The organism is Actinotignum sp. UMB0459, assembly GCF_051905915.1.
Taxonomy (GTDB): domain Bacteria; phylum Actinomycetota; class Actinomycetes; order Actinomycetales; family Actinomycetaceae; genus Actinotignum; species Actinotignum sanguinis.
In genome coordinates, this window is the sequence record NZ_JBQAIK010000013.1 from 1 (window position 1) to 15,119 (window position 15,119).

12 protein-coding genes are annotated in these 15,119 nt (G+C 65.1%); 4 read left to right on the forward strand and 8 right to left on the reverse strand.

Translation table 11 applies throughout. From position 1 onward, the window contains the following. Positions 1 to 2,784 (forward strand): pullulanase-type alpha-1,6-glucosidase (gene pulA / locus ACTFPK_RS04310; RefSeq protein ID WP_439911176.1); only part of this gene is annotated, 2,784 nt, incomplete at its 5' end. A gap of 76 nt (positions 2,785 to 2,860) precedes the next feature. Here the strand turns inward: pulA and ACTFPK_RS04315 are convergent. From ACTFPK_RS04315 to ACTFPK_RS04325, 3 genes are read right to left on the reverse strand one after another with little or no spacing between them, the layout of a single operon-like run. After that, positions 2,861 to 3,493, reverse strand: a complete 633-nt coding sequence (locus ACTFPK_RS04315) for a DNA-3-methyladenine glycosylase (protein WP_439911178.1) — start codon at positions 3,491 to 3,493, stop codon at positions 2,861 to 2,863. A gap of 20 nt (positions 3,494 to 3,513) precedes the next feature. Further along, complete coding sequence (locus ACTFPK_RS04320) at positions 3,514 to 4,485, reverse strand: L-lactate dehydrogenase (RefSeq protein ID WP_274732928.1); 972 nt, start codon at positions 4,483 to 4,485, stop codon at positions 3,514 to 3,516. An 18-nt stretch (positions 4,486 to 4,503) separates the two neighbouring features. Then, entirely contained in the window at positions 4,504 to 5,556 is a 1,053-nt protein-coding gene (locus ACTFPK_RS04325; RefSeq protein ID WP_439911179.1) for an acrylyl-CoA reductase family protein, read from the reverse strand. A 164-nt stretch (positions 5,557 to 5,720) separates the two neighbouring features. Here ACTFPK_RS04325 and ACTFPK_RS04330 point away from each other — a divergent pair, with 164 nt between their 5' ends. Continuing rightward, positions 5,721 to 6,935 (forward strand): amidohydrolase, encoded by a 1,215-nt coding sequence (locus ACTFPK_RS04330; protein WP_439911180.1) that lies wholly within the window; start codon positions 5,721 to 5,723, stop codon positions 6,933 to 6,935. A 36-nt stretch (positions 6,936 to 6,971) separates the two neighbouring features. Then, a complete protein-coding gene (locus ACTFPK_RS04335; protein ID WP_439911181.1) occupies positions 6,972 to 8,648 on the forward strand; it encodes an MFS transporter in 1,677 nt (558 codons plus the stop codon). A 523-nt stretch (positions 8,649 to 9,171) separates the two neighbouring features. On the opposite strand, the gene ACTFPK_RS04340 is transcribed toward ACTFPK_RS04335, so the two are convergent. The 3 genes from ACTFPK_RS04340 to ACTFPK_RS04350 all read right to left on the reverse strand — a co-directional run bounded on the left by ACTFPK_RS04340 (position 9,172) and on the right by ACTFPK_RS04350 (position 12,270). Next, on the reverse strand, positions 9,172 to 9,855 hold the full coding sequence (locus ACTFPK_RS04340; protein WP_274732939.1) for a DedA family protein: 684 nt from the start codon (positions 9,853 to 9,855) through the stop codon (positions 9,172 to 9,174). Positions 9,856 to 9,955: 100 nt separating this feature from the next. Further along, positions 9,956 to 11,410, reverse strand: coding sequence for an adenylosuccinate lyase (gene purB, locus ACTFPK_RS04345; protein WP_439911182.1), 1,455 nt, complete (start codon positions 11,408 to 11,410; stop codon positions 9,956 to 9,958). A gap of 53 nt (positions 11,411 to 11,463) precedes the next feature. Next, complete coding sequence (locus ACTFPK_RS04350) at positions 11,464 to 12,270, reverse strand: fructosamine kinase family protein (protein WP_439911184.1); 807 nt, start codon at positions 12,268 to 12,270, stop codon at positions 11,464 to 11,466. Between the two features lie 129 nt (positions 12,271 to 12,399). Here ACTFPK_RS04350 and ACTFPK_RS04355 point away from each other — a divergent pair, with 129 nt between their 5' ends. Further along, positions 12,400 to 13,500, forward strand: coding sequence for an aminotransferase class I/II-fold pyridoxal phosphate-dependent enzyme (locus ACTFPK_RS04355; RefSeq protein WP_439911186.1), 1,101 nt, complete (start codon positions 12,400 to 12,402; stop codon positions 13,498 to 13,500). A gap of 64 nt (positions 13,501 to 13,564) precedes the next feature. On the opposite strand, the gene ACTFPK_RS04360 is transcribed toward ACTFPK_RS04355, so the two are convergent. Together ACTFPK_RS04360 and ACTFPK_RS04365 are read right to left on the reverse strand one after the other, a co-directional pair. Further along, positions 13,565 to 14,362, reverse strand: a complete 798-nt coding sequence (locus ACTFPK_RS04360; protein ID WP_439911187.1) for a hypothetical protein — start codon at positions 14,360 to 14,362, stop codon at positions 13,565 to 13,567. 123 nt (positions 14,363 to 14,485) lie between these two features. Continuing rightward, the gene (locus tag ACTFPK_RS04365) at positions 14,486 to 15,019 is read right to left on the reverse strand and encodes a (deoxy)nucleoside triphosphate pyrophosphohydrolase (RefSeq protein WP_439911189.1); all 534 of its coding nucleotides are present in this window, start codon (positions 15,017 to 15,019) and stop codon (positions 14,486 to 14,488) included. Positions 15,020 to 15,119 lie beyond the last annotated feature (100 nt).

Here is a 15,119-nt window from a genome sequence, read left to right on the forward strand (position 1 = left end):
ATGACCCACCACTGGAATTCCGAGGCGCTCTTCGGCTCCGGGGAGTTCCGCGCCCCGTCGGTTAACCGATCTGTGATTGCCTGGCCCGCGGAGCACATCGCGCAGGGCGACAGTTTTGAGCTGTGGACCTGCCCGGATGGAGCCGGCGCGCTCGGTGAGCGGGCGCGCGGTGCTCAGGCAGGGGGCGATAGGGTGCCGGGCAGTGGGGTGCCAGGCGATAGCAGCGCCGAACAGAGCGGCGCCACGCGGCTATGCGCCCTCGCGGTAGACCCGGGTGGTATCCCGGCCGCGGCCATTCCCACCCGTGCTCACCTGGCCGGGTACGCCGCGCTGCGCCTGAGCGGGGTACCCTCCCACCGGTTGCGCGAGGCCCTACGCGGGCAGCTTCTGGTGGCGCGCCGCAACGCCGCGGGGGAACTCAGCGCTCTGACCGGAGTGCAGATCGCCGGCATGATCGATGATCTTTACGCGGGTGCCCGCCAGGCCACCCTCGGGGTGACATGGCACGGGGATGCGCCCGCGGTGGCACTCTGGGCTCCCACCGCCCGGCAGGTTCGTATCGAGGTGGCAGGCACCGGCGCGAGTGCGGGCACCGGCGCGAGTGCGGGTGCCGCCGTTGGTGCCGCCACGCCTACCGCCGGTCCGGGCGCCCCACGCACCACCACATATCCTATGGCCCGCGATGAGCTGGGTATCTGGCACGCCAGCGGCACCCCGGCCTGGAAGAACGCCAGCTATCTTTTCGAGGTTGAGGTGGTTGATCCGGTGGCGGGTGCCGCCGTCACCTACCGGGTGACCGACCCCTATGCGGTGGCTCTCACGGTGGATTCCGAGCGTGCGGTCTTCGTTGATCTTGCGGACCTGGCCTACCAACCGGAACTGTGGCGCACCGCCCCGCAGCGCACCCTCGCTAACCCGGCTGCCCATACGATCTACGAGCTGCACGTGCGTGATTTTTCCATCTCGGACGCGAGCGTTCCCGAGCGGCTGCGCGGAAAATACGGTGCCTTTGCGCTGCGGGATTCTGCCGGTATGCGCCACCTGCGCGCCCTGGCGCAGGCCGGAATCACCACCGTTCACCTCCTCCCTACTTTCGATATCGCCACCATTCCCGAACGCCCCGAGAATCAGGAAATCCCGCAGATTCCATCCGCAGCCCCGGATTCCCCGGCCCAGCAGCGGGCCGTGAGCGCGGTGGCGGATGTCGATGCCTATAACTGGGGCTACGATCCGTTTCACTACCTGGCGCCGGAAGGCAGTTACGCGGTGGAACCCCACGGCGGGGCGCGCATCGCGGAGTTCCGTGCCATGGTGGGAGGGCTGCACGCGGCTGGCCTCGGCGTCGTGCTAGATCAGGTCTATAACCACACGGCTGCAGCCGGCGGGGATGCCGCCTCCGTTCTCGATAAAGTGGTGCCCGGTTATTACTACCGCCTGGACGCGCGTGGCACCGTCGCCACGTCCACGTGCTGCCCGAATGTGGCGACCGAAAATCTCATGGCGGAGAAACTCATGGTGGATGCGGTGGTGCTGTGGGCCAAGCACTATCGCGTGGACGGTTTCCGTTTCGACCTCATGGGCCACCACAGCCGCGCAAATATGGAGGCGGTGCGCGTCGCCCTCGATTCCCTCACGGTGGAGCGAGATGGCGTTGACGGTGCGCGCATCTACCTCTACGGGGAGGGCTGGAATTTCGGGGAAGTGGCCGATAACGCGCGTTTCCGCCAGGCCACCCAGGTGGAGATGAACGGCACGGGTATCGGGACTTTCAATGATCGCTTGCGTGATGCCGTCACCGGCGGCGGGCCTTTCGATTCCGATAAACGCCACCACCAGGGCTACGGTACCGGCCTGTTCACCGATCCGAATGGCCACGGCCCCAGCCTTCCGGAAGAACAGCGCGAACGCCTCGGGCAGGCCACTGACCTGGTCAAACTCTCCCTAGCCGGGGCCTTGCGCGATTTTAGTTTCCTCACCCACACCGGGGAATGGAAACGCGGCTCCGAACTGGATTACGGCGGGCGGCCTGCCGGTTTCGCCTCCCAGCCGCAGGAGGCCGTCAACTACGTGGACGCGCACGATAACGAAACTCTGTGGGATATCGGCATCTACAAACTACCGCTCTCCCTCAGCATCGATGACCGCATCCGGATGGTGCTGCTCTCCCTGGCCACGGTGGCGCTCGGGCAGGCTCCGGCTTTCTGGCACGCGGGCACCGAGCTGCTCCGCTCGAAATCCCTGGATCGGGATTCCTATAATTCCGGGGATCACTTCAACCGCCTGGATTTCTCCGGGCAGAGCAATAATTTCGGGGTGGGCCTGCCACCCGCCAGCCGCAACGAGGCATCCTGGCCGGTCATTGGCCCCCTCCTAGCGCGCCCCGAGCTGCGCCCCAGCCCGCAGCATATCGCCCGCGCGCAAACCATCGCCCGCGAGCTGCTGCGCCTGCGCCATTCCAGCCCGCTTTTTACCCTGGGGAGGGCGGAGCTCATCCGCGCGAAAGTGAGTTTCCCCAACGGCGGGCCGGGCGCCACCCCCGGCCTCATTATCATGCGCATCGACGACACCGCAGGCCCGGATATCGATCCGCAGCTCGACGGCATTATCGCGGTATTCAACGCCTCCCCGCGCCCCGTCACGGAAAAAATCGAGGGGGTCACGGAAACCTACGCGCTTTCGCCTATTCAACGGCAGGGGTACGGCGACGCAGTTCGCGGCGCCACGCTCATCCGCGGCACCGTTACTGTGCCCGCGCGCTCCGTTGCGGTTTTCCTACTGGCCTAGCGGTCCGCAGGCGCGAGCCGGCCATCCCGCCCGCGCCGGCGCACCCGCGGGAGGAGTGGTTCGGGATGTGCGTTTCTCAACGCCGCCCGCTCACGGTGGGATCCCCGGGTAGCCAGAAGCGCAAAGGCGCATCTGTATTGCGGGAAATCCCGATGCGGGGACCCGCCTGATAGGGCAGTGGAGCCGGTGCCAGCTCCAGGTGGAAACGCAGAGTAGAAGCTGCCGCAGGAAAGAGGATTCCCTCATCAGCATCTTCCACCGCGAGCGGCAGCCCGCTCATGGAGGTATCCAAACCGAGGACCTGGCCTAAGTTGCCTGGCCCGCGCGCCAGGGCCTGGCGCGCGGGCGGAGTGGCAGCTGGCTTAGTCCGGCGCCGGGTAGCTTCCTCCAGTCCGGCCACGACTTCCCCGGCGCGCAAAAGCACCGCGCTGGCTTCGCCATCCGCCCCGCACACGATATTGCCGATGCGGTGGATGCCGTAGCTGAGATAGACATAGAGGTGGGCGGGTGGCCCGAACATGACCCGGGCGCGCGGGGTGGGCCCGGCGAAAGCGTGCGAGGCTGGATCATCGGCCCCGAGGTAGGCTTCCACTTCGGTCAGGCGCACCGCCACGGCGCCGTCGCTCACCACCGCGCCCAGCAGCAGCGGGGCCAGCTCATCGGCCGGCCGGCTCAGGTCCGCGATGCTCGCTGCCCCCGTGCGCGCCATGGTCCCTCCTGCCGCTAGGCTCAAGCGTCGTCGCCCATTCCCTCGAGGTTTGAGAGCGCTTCGCGAATCTGCGCGGCGCTGGCCCGCAGGGATTCCAGCTCCGCATCGGACGGCTTCATATCGATCTGCCGGATTGCGCCGCGCGCCCCCACGATGGTGGGGACGGACATGCACACTCCGGAAATCCCGTTCCAGCCGGTCATGAGCCGGGAGACGGAGAGCACCACGCGTTCGTCGCGCAGCACCGCCTGGATAATCCGCGAAGCAGCCAAGCCGATGGCGTAATTCGTGGAGCCCTTCCCTTCGATTACTTCGTAGGCGGCGTTAATAACGCGGTCGGCGATGCCGTCGAGGAGTTCATCGGTGACCGGGCCGGAACGCAGCTCCCATTCGCGGATCGGCACCGTGGAAATCGAGGCCATCGACCACATGGGAGTCTCGGAATCCCCGTGCTCACCGCACATATAGGCGTGCACATTCGAGGTAGCCACGTGGAACTTCTGTGAAATAAGCTGGCGTAGCCGCGAAGAATCGAGCACGGTTCCGGTCCCGAAAACGCGTGCGGGCGGCAGTCCGGAGATTTTGAGAACGGCTTGGGTGACCACGTCCACGGGATTAGCGACGACGACGAAAATAGCATTGGGAGAAAGCTCGACCAGCGGGGGAACAATGGAGCGCATCATCGCCACACTCGCCCCGGCAAGGTCCAGGCGGGACTGGCCCGGCCGCTGGCGTGCCCCGGCGGTAATCACGACGACATCGGAATCCGCGGTGGCCTCCACGTTATCGGTGCCTTCAATTTTCGCGGTCGGCATGAACTGGCCGCCGTGCATAAGATCGAGGGCTTCGGCATGCACCTTCTGCGCGTTGATATCTTGGAGAACAACATGCCGGGCAACGCCTTTGATGAGCATGGCGTAGGCGAGGGACGTCCCCACCGCCCCGGCCCCGATAATAGAAACTTTTGAGCCTTCAGTGCGCTGGTCAATCATAATGCAGTATTTTACCCGCTACGGGGTGATCCGTACCGCGGTGCGCCCGTAACGCTGGCCGGCCAAAAGCTCACGCCCGGCTTCGGGAACATCAGCAAGGTCAATAACGTGGGTGAGGGAATCGAGCACGCCCACATCCACGTGCGCGGCCAGCAGCTCCCAGGCGCGCAGGCGCAGCGCCCGCGGGGCGCGCACCGAATCCACCCCGGCCAGGGTCACGCCCCGCAAAATAAAGGGCAGTACCGTGGTGGGGAGCGCGGTTCCGCCGGCCAGGCCGCAGGCGGCCACCGTCCCGCCCCAGCGGGTGCGCGCCAGGAGATTCGCGAGCACCTGCCCGCCCACCGTATCCACTCCGCCCGCAAAGCGGGCCTTCTGGAGGGGCCGGGCGGAAGGCGCTTCTAGTTCCGAACGTGCCAGCACCTCGGTAGCACCGAGCCCGCGCAGGAAATTCCCGAAGCGCTCCGCCCGCCCGGTCAGCGCTATCGGCTCATAGCCCAGCTGCGCGAGGAGATGGAGGGCAATGCTACCCACCCCGCCGCTTGCCCCGGTCACCAGCACCGGGCCGTCTTTCCTCGCCCCGGAAGGTTTTTCCGCCGCGGCACCGTGCGGCGGCGCGGGTGCAGCCGCCGCGCGTTCCTCCAGTGCTAGCACGCACAACGCCGCCGTATATCCGGCCGTTCCCAGGGCCGCGGCCTGCGCGGCGCTGAATACTTCCGGCACCGGTACACACGCATCCCCGGGCACCCGCAAAAGCGGGGTGTAGCCCCCGTGGTGGAATTCACCCAAGCCCGCCCCGTTCACGCTCACCAGCTGCCCCGGATGGACCGGGCTGTCCGGGCCGGCTTCGCGCACCGTCCCCACCGCGTCAATGCCGGGAATAAGCGGGCTGATGCGGGCCACGCCCCGGTCACCTTTCAGGCAGAGCGCGTCTTTGTAATTGAGGGAGGACCAGGAAATATCGAGGAGCACATCACCTTCCCCGGGAGGGGCCGCAGCGGACCGGCCGGCATGGGGCGCGAAGGTGGGCGTGGGTGCGGCGTCGTCGTCGCACTGCACAAAAATAGTAGCCATGCATTAAGCGTACCGGCGCGGCACGCAGCACGCTTTAACCGCTACTATCTGAAGTAGACCCGGCGCGTGAGCCGGGCACAAGGCACGGACAGGGCCGGATGATCACTCCACGCACTCGCAACGATTGAGCTTCCACCGACCCTCTCCATACGGAAAGGTGATTCATGATTAATGTTAAAGAGGTGGTGGATTCATTCACCTCCTGGCAAGAAGAGCTTTATATCCACCTGCATCAGCATCCCGAACTTTCTATGCAGGAAAAAGAAACCTGTGACACTATCGACGCGGAACTGACGCGCCTCGGGTACGCAACGCAGCGGATCGGCGGCGGCGTCGTCGGTGTGCTGGAAAACGGAGAAGGGCCCGCGGTGCTTTTCCGTGCCGATATTGACGGGCTCCCCGTCAAGGAAGCGACCGGGCTGGAGTACGCCTCCACCCAGACGCGCACGGACGCGGACGGCAATGAGGTCCCGACCATGCACGCCTGCGGCCACGATTTCCATATTTCCTGCGCGCTGGGCGCCGCCCGTATTTTTGCGGAAAATCGCACAGCCTGGGCTGGCACCTATATCGCGTTGTTCCAGCCCGGGGAAGAAACCGCGGCCGGGGCGCGCTCCATGGTGGCCGACGGCCTCGTCGATAAGATTCCGGCACCGGATGTGGCTTTGGGGCAGCATGTGCTCGCCGGGCCCATGCGCGCCGGGCAGGTCGGCACCCACGCCGGGGCGATCCTCTCCACCGGCGCCTCCGTCAAGGTGACCCTGCACGGGAAGGGTTCGCACGGCTCCATGCCGCATCTGAGCATCGACCCGGTGGTGCTGGCCGCCGCCGTGGTGACCCGGTTGCAGAGCGTGGTGGCGCGCGAAATTAATCCCTTCAAGATGGCGGTGCTTACCGTGGGCTCCATCCACGCCGGAAGCAAATCAAATATTATTCCGGACACGGCCACCCTGCTTATTAATATTCGCGCCTACGACATGGACGTGCGCGAACAGCTCCTTGATGGCATTAAGCGCACGGTCACAGCCGAATGCGAAGCGGCCCGCGCCCCGCAGGCACCGGAATTCGAGATCTACGATTCCTACCCGCTCACCAATAATGACGCCGCCACCACCGACAAGGTCACCCAGGCTTTCCTGGCGCATTTCGGGGAAGAGCGCGTGATGGATTGCGGAGAAGTATCGGCTTCCGAAGATTTCAGCGTGATCCCGGACGCCTTCGGGATTCCCTACACCTACTGGGGCTTCGGCGGCTTCGCGGAAGGCGCACCCACCTACCCCAACCACAACCCCGCCTTCGGGCCGGTTCTCCAACCCACCCTCGCCACCGGTACCGAAGCCGCGGCCGTCGCCGCGCTCGCCTGGCTGGCGCGGGACTAGCGGGACTACATTTCCACGATGACAAAGGATAAAACTATGGCTACCACTACTGGCGCACAGGCGCCGGCCGATGCCGGCTACCGCGGCACCGAAAAACTTCTGTATGGCATCGTCCTCGCGGTTGTGACCTTCTGGCTCTTCGCCGGAACTGCCGCCACCGTGGCACCCAATATTATGGAGGACCTCGGCAACGTAGACGCGGCCGGGATGAACCTCGCGGTCTCCATTACCGGCCTGTTCTCCGGCCTCTTCATGGTGCTCATGGGCGGGCTGGCCGATAAAATCGGGCGCGTGCGCATCACCCTCCTCGGGATTGTGCTCAACGCAGCCGGATCGCTCCTGCTCATTTTCGCTGCCGGGGGCGTGGCGCTGCCGCTGCTGCTGACCGGGCGCGCGATCCAGGGCCTGGGTGCGGCCTGCATTATGCCGGCCTCGATGGCCCTCGTGAAGGCCTACTGGGACGGCCCGGCCCGCCAGCGCGCGGTGTCCATGTGGTCGATTGGTTCCTGGGGTGGCTCCGGCCTCGCCGCGATTTTCGGCGGCACCGTGGTGCAATTCGTGGGCTGGCGCGGGATCTTCATCGCCTCGATCATTATTTCCGTGCTCGCCTTCCTCATGATCCTGGGCACCCCGGAAAACCGGGTGGAAAGCACCGGCCCGCGCAAGAGCTTCGATGCCATCGGCCTCGTGCTTTTCATCGCCGGCACCCTCGGGCTCATGATCGTGCTGCTCTACGGCTCGAAGTTGGGTTGGGGGAGCGCGGCCACGCTCTTGCTGACCGCGCTCGCGGTTGTTTCCTACGCGCTCTTCTTCGGGTGGGAACGCAAGCAGGCCAATCCCTTCATTGATTTCGCGCTTTTCAAGAACACCACGTTCACGGGTGCCACGATCTCCAACTTCCTGGTCAATGGCACCATCGGCATGCTCATTATTAGTCAGCAGGTTATCCAGCTGGCCGGGCACAAGGCAGACGGTTCGCTCTACAGTGCTTTTGACGCGGGCCTGCTTTCGCTGGGCTACGGCGTGTGCATTATCGCCTTCATCCGCATCGGTGAGAAACTGCTCCAGCGCTTCGGGCCGCGCAAGCCCATGATCTGGGGTTGCCTCATTACCATCGTGGCGTGCGGGCTACTCATGACCACGCACCTGCTCATCGGCCAGTACGTGCTCATGGCGGTTATCGCCTACTGCCTCTTCGGCCTGGGCTTAGCCTTCTACGCCACCCCGTCCACGGACGCGGCGCTGTCGAACCTGCCGGCTTCCCAGGCCGGTTCCGGTTCGGGTATCTACAAGATGGCCTCCTCGCTGGGCGGGGCGATCGGTACCGCGATTTCGCTGGCGGTCTTCTACGGGCTGCAGGGCGCCCCGGTGCCGGATGTGATCGCGATGTCCGGGCGTACGGATAACTCCTCGATTCGCCTGGCCGCGATGGTCGCCTTGGGTGTTTCTTTGGTGTTCTTGCTGCTCGCCATTGTTTCTATTACGACGACGGTACCCAAGGGCGGGGGCTCTGCCACCGCGGGTGCTTCCGCACCGAGTGCGGCTCCGGCCCCGCAGCTCGCACCGGACGACGAGCGCCAGGAAATTATCGCGCGCCTGTCCGAGCTGCCGCTGCGCGATCTGCAGCGCCTGGAGCGCCAGCTGCTCGTGGATGAACTCTCCGGCTTGGATACCAAGGCTTTGCAGGCCCTGGTGGAGAAGCAGAAGGCGTAGTTCTTCGCGCGGCTTATATAGGTGTGGGTGCGTATCGCAGATTCTGCGGTACGGGCCTATAGGACACTTGGTGTTGGTTTTATCCGGACTTTTCGGCTTGCTAGCAGGCTCGAATCGGGTTCGAACTCGGGATCTGCTCGCTCGTATACGTACGCTTACTCATTGAACGTTCTCCTTAAAAATCTCTAGGAAACCGTCCGCACCCCCTATTGTGTTCGTAGCCGGACGGGAACCCACCTGTTAATGGCTCGAGGCTCGCTATTTACTCTCCCGACAGCGCGAGGGGGATGGCGTAAATCCCGTCGAGGTGGTGGTACTCCTGGGCGACGGTGTTGAGGATCATGAGCAGCTGGTCGCGTTAGCGATTTTCACCTCAACTCCGGCGATCTCTCCGTTAGGGCCTTTAACCGCTTATAAATCGCTCGCGTATGGTAAATATGGTACCAACCGACCGTTAGCAGGCTCCCTATGCCACTTTTAGCCGATTTTAGTCGAGTTCTGCGCGGCTCTGCCTCCCCGCAGCTTAGCGCCCCCGCCGGTTAATAACCACGCGGTGAATAATCCACCCCACCGCGACCACGAGGCACACCGCGACCACGATCTTCGCGAAAATCCCCACGTAATCTTCCACGATGGTCCAATTCGCGCCCAGCAGGTACCCGGCGTAAATAAGGATGGTATTCCAGATAGCCGAGCCAACCGCTGTTAGCGCGGTAAATTTCAGCATCCCCATATTTGTTACGCCCGCGGGAAGTGAAATGAGGGAACGGAAAATCGGGATCATGCGCCCGAAGAACACCGTCCAGCTGCCGTGCTTATCGAACCAGGCTTCGGTTTTATCCACGTCGGATTGTTTGGTGAGCGGGAACCACAGCAGAATCTTGCGGGTGCGTTCGCGCCCCAGCCAGGCGCCCAGTCCGTACAGCAGCCAGGCCCCCGCGAGCGAACCGGCGGTACACCAGAGGATCGCGCCGATGAGCGTCATATTCGACGTGGGCGAGGAGGCCGTGAACCCGGCCAGCGGCAAAATCACCTCGGACGGCAGCGGCGGGAAAATATTTTCCAGCGCGATGAGAAGCGCCGCCCCGAAACCGCCGATAGCGTCCATCACACTGACCACCCAACCGGTGATTCCGCTCAGCGCACCCGGGTCGCTTCCCGGCGCGGGTGCGGTGGCCAGGACGCTCGTCCATGCTGCTACGTTCACGCTTCTCCTCTGGTTGCGGCACCGCGAGCCGCGGCACATATGCCGTATTTTTTACGACGACGCCGCGCTGCCGCGCGGCCTGCCGGCTACCTTAGCAGGCTTAGCTGGCCGCGAGCCTGGGCGTGTCCTCCAGGAAATCCACGAGTTGTGCAGCCAGGCCGGTATATCCGGCCGGGGTGAGAGCAAGGAGACGTTGTTCCAACTCCTCGGGCAAGCCCAAGCCCGCTATAAATTCCCGCATATCGTCCGCGGTGACCTTCCGCCCGCGCGTCAGTGCCTTGAGCCGTTCGTAAGGGTCTTCCAGGTGTTCGGCACCGCCCAGCGCCGCGGCCCGCATGGCCTGCTGGATTGGCTCGCCCAACACTTCCCAATTCGCGTTCAGATCCGCGGCAAGCTTGGCGGGATTGGGATCCACCCCGGCCAGCCCGCGCCGCAAATTATCGAGGGCCAGGTAGGAATGCCCCAGTGCCACCCCGATATTGCGTTTCGTGGAGGAATCCGTGAGATCGCGCTGCATACGCGAAGTCACGAGAGTCTGACTGAGCACTGCGAAGAGCCCGGAGCTGATCTCCAGATTCGCCTCCGCGTTTTCAAAACGAATGGGATTGACCTTATGCGGCATCGTCGAGGAGCCGGTCGAACCCTGCGCGGCAAGGTTCTGATGGAAATAATCCAAGGAAATATAGGTCCACATATCGGTGGCGAGATTGTGGGCGATGCGATTGACGTGCGCAATATCGTCAAAAAGATCGGCAAGCGCATCATAGGATTCGATCTGGGTGGTGAGCGGATTCCACGTCAGGCCCAGGGACTCCACAAAATCGCGGGCCAGTTCCGGCCAGTTCGCATCCGGAATAGCGGTGGCGTGCGCGGAAAAAGTCCCGGTGGCCCCGGAGAATTTCCCGTAGTACTCCGCGGCTTCCACCCGGCGCAGGGAACGGTGCAAGCGGTGCGCAAAGACGGCGAGCTCCTTGCCGACGGTGGTGGGCGAAGCCGGCTGCCCGTGGGTGTGGGCCAGCATGGGCAGCTGCGCGTGGGTGTGAGCCAGATCGCTCAGATCCGCGACCAGCCCCCAGGCGCGCGGCAACCAGCAGCGGCGCACCGCATCGCGCACGCCCAAGGCCCACGCCAGGCTATTAATATCTTCCGACGTGCAGAAGATATGGACCATCTCCCGCAGGTGGCCCAACCCGCCCGCGTCCATGCGCTTCTTGATGAAGTATTCGACAGCCTTGACATCGTGCCGGGTTTCCGCCTCGATGGTGGCCAGCTCGCGTGCTGCGGCGTCGTCGAACTTTTCGGGAAGTGCGCGCAAATATACGACGGCGCTCTCGGGTAGCGCCCCCACCCCGGGAATCACCGCGCGTTCGCACAGGAAAATCAGCCATTCGACTTCCACGTGAATCCGGTAGCGGTTGAGCGCGGCCTCGCACAGGTAGGGCTGTAGCGGTGCGGTAGCGCTGGCATAGCGCCCATCTAGCGGGGAGAGCGGCCCGGAAATACTCGGGACGGGGGTGGATGCGGAAGTTGATTCTGGCGCGCGATGCTCACTCATGGCTCTATTCTGGCAGATCCGCGCGCCGCTAGCAGAACTAGCCGGTCGCGGCACTAGAGGTAGGGCCGGGCCACCGCCAGGGTTTCCGCGCCGTAGGATCCGCCGAAAAGTGCGGCGTGCAGGATAAGAATAGGGAGGCTATGCAGGCCAATGCGGTGCTGCCACCCAGGAGCGAGCGGAGAGACGGCGTTATAGCCGGCGTAGATTTCCTCCGCGTACGGAGCTCGGAAGACCGTGAGGGCGGCCAGATCGGTTTCCGCGTGCCCGCCGTGGGCAACCGGGTCAATAAGCACCCCGCCCCGATTGGTCCACATCACGTTCCCGCTCCATAAATCCCCGTGGAGGAGGGCTGCCTGGCTATGTACCAGGGCCGGTTGCGGGCTATCGAAAACCCCGGCCCGCAGGCGTTCGCAGATATGCTCCAGTGCGCGGGCACCGCTCGCGTCCAGCGCCCCGTTGTCACGTGCGGGGCGCAGGTAGGGCTCGATGCGGGCCGCGGCGTAAAACTCCCCGAAGCTGCGCGCGGGCGAATCCGCGGGCACCACCGGTAAATCCCAGGAACCCAGGCGGATCGGGCGCGCGTGGGCAGTGCCGGGAGCTTGCCCGAAAATCCGCTTTCCGGAAGGATCCCACGCGTGCGTGCGGGCCAGGCGCGCCCCGAATTCCCGGGCGGCCGCGGCGCTGGGGCGCACGGAGCGCAGGCGTTCTTCGCGCAAGATACCGCGGTCGTGATCCGCGGCGGTGGAAAGGATCGGGACAACGGGTGCCCCGCCACTCGGAGTTGCCTCGGCCAGCTCCGCCAGCGAAAGCGCTTCACCCCAGATCTCGGCCGGGTCACCGGTTTTCACAAAGGTCTCCATAACCGCATCCTACGGCGCCCACGCTGCCAGGAGCGCCGCGAAGCGACGGCGGGGCGCGCGCGGAATGGCGCCGGGGTGGCGCGCGGAATGGCGGCCGGGTGGTTCGCCGTGATGGTGCACAATAGAAGAATGCAATGGTTCCGCCCCGAATTAGCCGATCTGCCCAGCTACGTTGCCGGGAAACGCCCGCGCAACGCCGATAGCGTCAAGCTCTCCAGCAACGAAGTTCCCTTCCCGCCCACCCCGGCGGTGGCCGCCGCGCTCGCGGCCGCTGTCGATCACGGCGGGGCGCTCAACCGTTATCCCGATATGTCCTGCGCGCAGCTCACCGCAGCGCTCGCGGCCTATGAGGATTGGGATCCGGCCGGCATCGTGGTGGGGAATGGTTCCACCGCCCTCATCGAAAAATTCTTGCAGGCCGTGGTGACTCCGGGCGGTGAGGTGGTCAGTCCCTGGCGCTCTTTCGAGGCTTACCCTATTGCCACCATTGCCGCAGGCGGACGTTTTATCAGGGTGCCGCTGCGCGCGGATGGCACTCATGACTTAGAGGGCATGGCCGCCGCGCTTACGGAGAATACCCGCGCTATCCTCCTCTGCTCGCCCAATAATCCCACCGGCACCACCATTCCGCACGCCGAGGTGGCTGATTTTCTCGCCCGGGTTCCCGCCCGCATCCCGGTACTTCTTGACGAGGCGTATATTCACTTCGCTCCCGCGGTGGGTGAGAGCCAGGCGAGCCGCGCCGTCGTACAAAACGGAAAAGAATTGGCGCGCCACTATCCGAATCTGGTGGTGGCCCGCACGTTCTCCAAGGCCTTTGCGCTGGCCGGGCTGCGGCTGGGCTACCTGCTCACCAGCGCCGCGATGGCCGAGCCGCTGCGCCGTATCGCCACGCCGTTCGGTGTCAATCGCCTCGCCCAGGTAGCCGGCCAGGCTGCTCTCACCGAAGCGCCAACCGTACTGGAGCGCGCCGCGCAGCTGGCCCGCGCGCGCGACGAGCTGGCCGCGCAGCTCGCGGAGGCTGACTGGCACGCGCCTACCTCATACGCGAATTTCCTGTGGATCGACGCGGCGGAGCTGGCCCGCCACGGGGTTACCGCCGCGCGTTTCGAGGATGCCTGTATGGACGCCGGGGTGCTGGTGCGGGTGCTCGGCGAGGGCGTGCGCGTGAGCGTGGCTGAACCGGAAGGCAGTGCCCGGGTGCTCGCGGCCGTGCGTGCGCTGGATTGATCCCGATGGGCTGAGTTGCCGCGGGCCCGCCTGGCTCTGGACGAGCCCGCCGCAGCTAGCGCAGCTAGAACACTTCTTCGGCGGCCCGCCGCACCGTAAATCCGTGGCCGGTCAGTTCTGACCAGCAGGAGATGCCGGCGTATTGGTCGGCGGTGCAGGCGAAGCCGTGCGCGGCCACCACGCTGCCGTAGGGCACTTCTTTTGCGGTACTCACCTGGGTGGAGCATCCGGCAGTGGTGGTGCCCGTCAGCCCCACGGTGTAATTAGCCGGTTCTCCTTCGCATCCGGGCGGGGACACGTAGTCATAGGTGAAAATCGTGCAGTTGACGGCTTTCTCGTCGAGGGAACAGCGCACGTTATTCATGGGGGTGGTGAAAGATTCCAGGCGGGTGGCTTCCGGCGGGGCGGGGCGCACCAGCTTCCACCACTGGCGCGAGGCCGCGAAAGATTGGAAATCCGCCGGGGCGGCAGTATCGCCAAGTGCCGCGCTCAAGCTCACGGTGTAATCCGCCCCGCAGCTGGAGGAGAGAGCGCGCAGAGCTTCGCTGAGGAGCGGTGCCTCCGCGGTGTACGTGCCGCCCGCGGCCGCCGCGCTCGCGTAATCGGCCAGAATAGCCGCAGCGGTATCGGGATTCGGGCAGGTTCCCGCGCTCAGTTCCTGGACCTGGTTGCGCAGCTGGGTGAGATTAGCGGAGGCGCTGCGCCCGGGTTCGGGGCCCGCGGTGGTGGGCGCGGGCACGGCGGCGTCGTCGCCAGAAAAATACGAGACTCCCACCAGGGCGAGCACGCCCGCGAGAACGGCAGCGGCGAAGAGCAAGAAATACAGCGGCCATCGCGCCGGGCCGTGCGCGCTGTGTTTCATGCGTGACTTCTCCTTGTGCTGGGGATCGTCCTCCTAGGTTACGGCACCGCGCGCCGTGCGTCATCTTAGGAACGACGGCGCAGCTCAGGCGCCTGCCCGCCGCGGCCCGCACCGTGCCTTCGGTTAGCGCCCACCCAGGGCGGCGCGCAGCACAGGAAGAATCTGGACATCCCCGGGCAGCCATTCCACGCTCTCGAGTTCGGCGGCGGTGAGGACGCGAGCATCACGGTGCGCCGGACCCAGGGTGATCTCCCCGAAGGGACGCGCCAGCCACACCATCATCCGCAGCCCGGTATTGTGCTCCCCGGAACTGAGATCCCAGGAGCCGTCCGGGCTATCGGGATTGGCCAGCTGCCTACCGATATCAATACCGCAGCCCAGCTCCTCGGAAATTTCCCGGTGTAGCGCCTCGCGCGGGGTTTCCCCGGGTTCCACTTTCCCGCCGGGGAATTCCCACAGGCCGTCCGCCCATTCGGGGTAGGAGCGCTGGGTGGCCAGGACCCCGCTGGGGTTGGTGAGGTCAGCAACCAGGGCCGCGCCCACCACCAGGCGGGGAGCGGGTTCCGTGCTGGAGTCCGGTGCGGGGGTCGGCTCAGATACGGGTGTTGTGTGAGATGTCGATTCGGATGTCATATCGGATGCCTCCTCGCCGCCCATATTAATTCCTGGGGCGAGCGATGTGGATGTCCGTTCACCTTGTGAGTGAGATCTGCCACCGGATAAACTGGCCGCGCATTGCCGCTCACAGGAGGTCACC

What these genes read in the sequence shown, in the direction of transcription:
- ACTFPK_RS04320 (WP_274732928.1), bottom strand. Translation starts at nt 4,485, where the DNA reads ATGATTGACCAGCGCACTGAAGGCTCAAAAGTTTCTATTATCGGGGCC.
- ACTFPK_RS04360 (WP_439911187.1), bottom strand. Translation starts at nt 14,362, where the DNA reads ATGAAACACAGCGCGCACGGCCCGGCGCGATGGCCGCTGTATTTCTTG.
- ACTFPK_RS04325 (WP_439911179.1), bottom strand. Translation starts at nt 5,556, where the DNA reads ATGGCTACTATTTTTGTGCAGTGCGACGACGACGCCGCACCCACGCCC.
- ACTFPK_RS04330 (WP_439911180.1), top strand. Translation starts at nt 5,721, where the DNA reads ATGATTAATGTTAAAGAGGTGGTGGATTCATTCACCTCCTGGCAAGAA.
- purB (WP_439911182.1), bottom strand. Translation starts at nt 11,410, where the DNA reads ATGAGTGAGCATCGCGCGCCAGAATCAACTTCCGCATCCACCCCCGTC.
- ACTFPK_RS04355 (WP_439911186.1), top strand. Translation starts at nt 12,400, where the DNA reads ATGCAATGGTTCCGCCCCGAATTAGCCGATCTGCCCAGCTACGTTGCC.
- ACTFPK_RS04365 (WP_439911189.1), bottom strand. Translation starts at nt 15,019, where the DNA reads ATGGGCGGCGAGGAGGCATCCGATATGACATCCGAATCGACATCTCAC.
- ACTFPK_RS04335 (WP_439911181.1), top strand. Translation starts at nt 6,972, where the DNA reads ATGGCTACCACTACTGGCGCACAGGCGCCGGCCGATGCCGGCTACCGC.
- ACTFPK_RS04350 (WP_439911184.1), bottom strand. Translation starts at nt 12,270, where the DNA reads ATGGAGACCTTTGTGAAAACCGGTGACCCGGCCGAGATCTGGGGTGAA.
- ACTFPK_RS04315 (WP_439911178.1), bottom strand. Translation starts at nt 3,493, where the DNA reads ATGGCGCGCACGGGGGCAGCGAGCATCGCGGACCTGAGCCGGCCGGCC.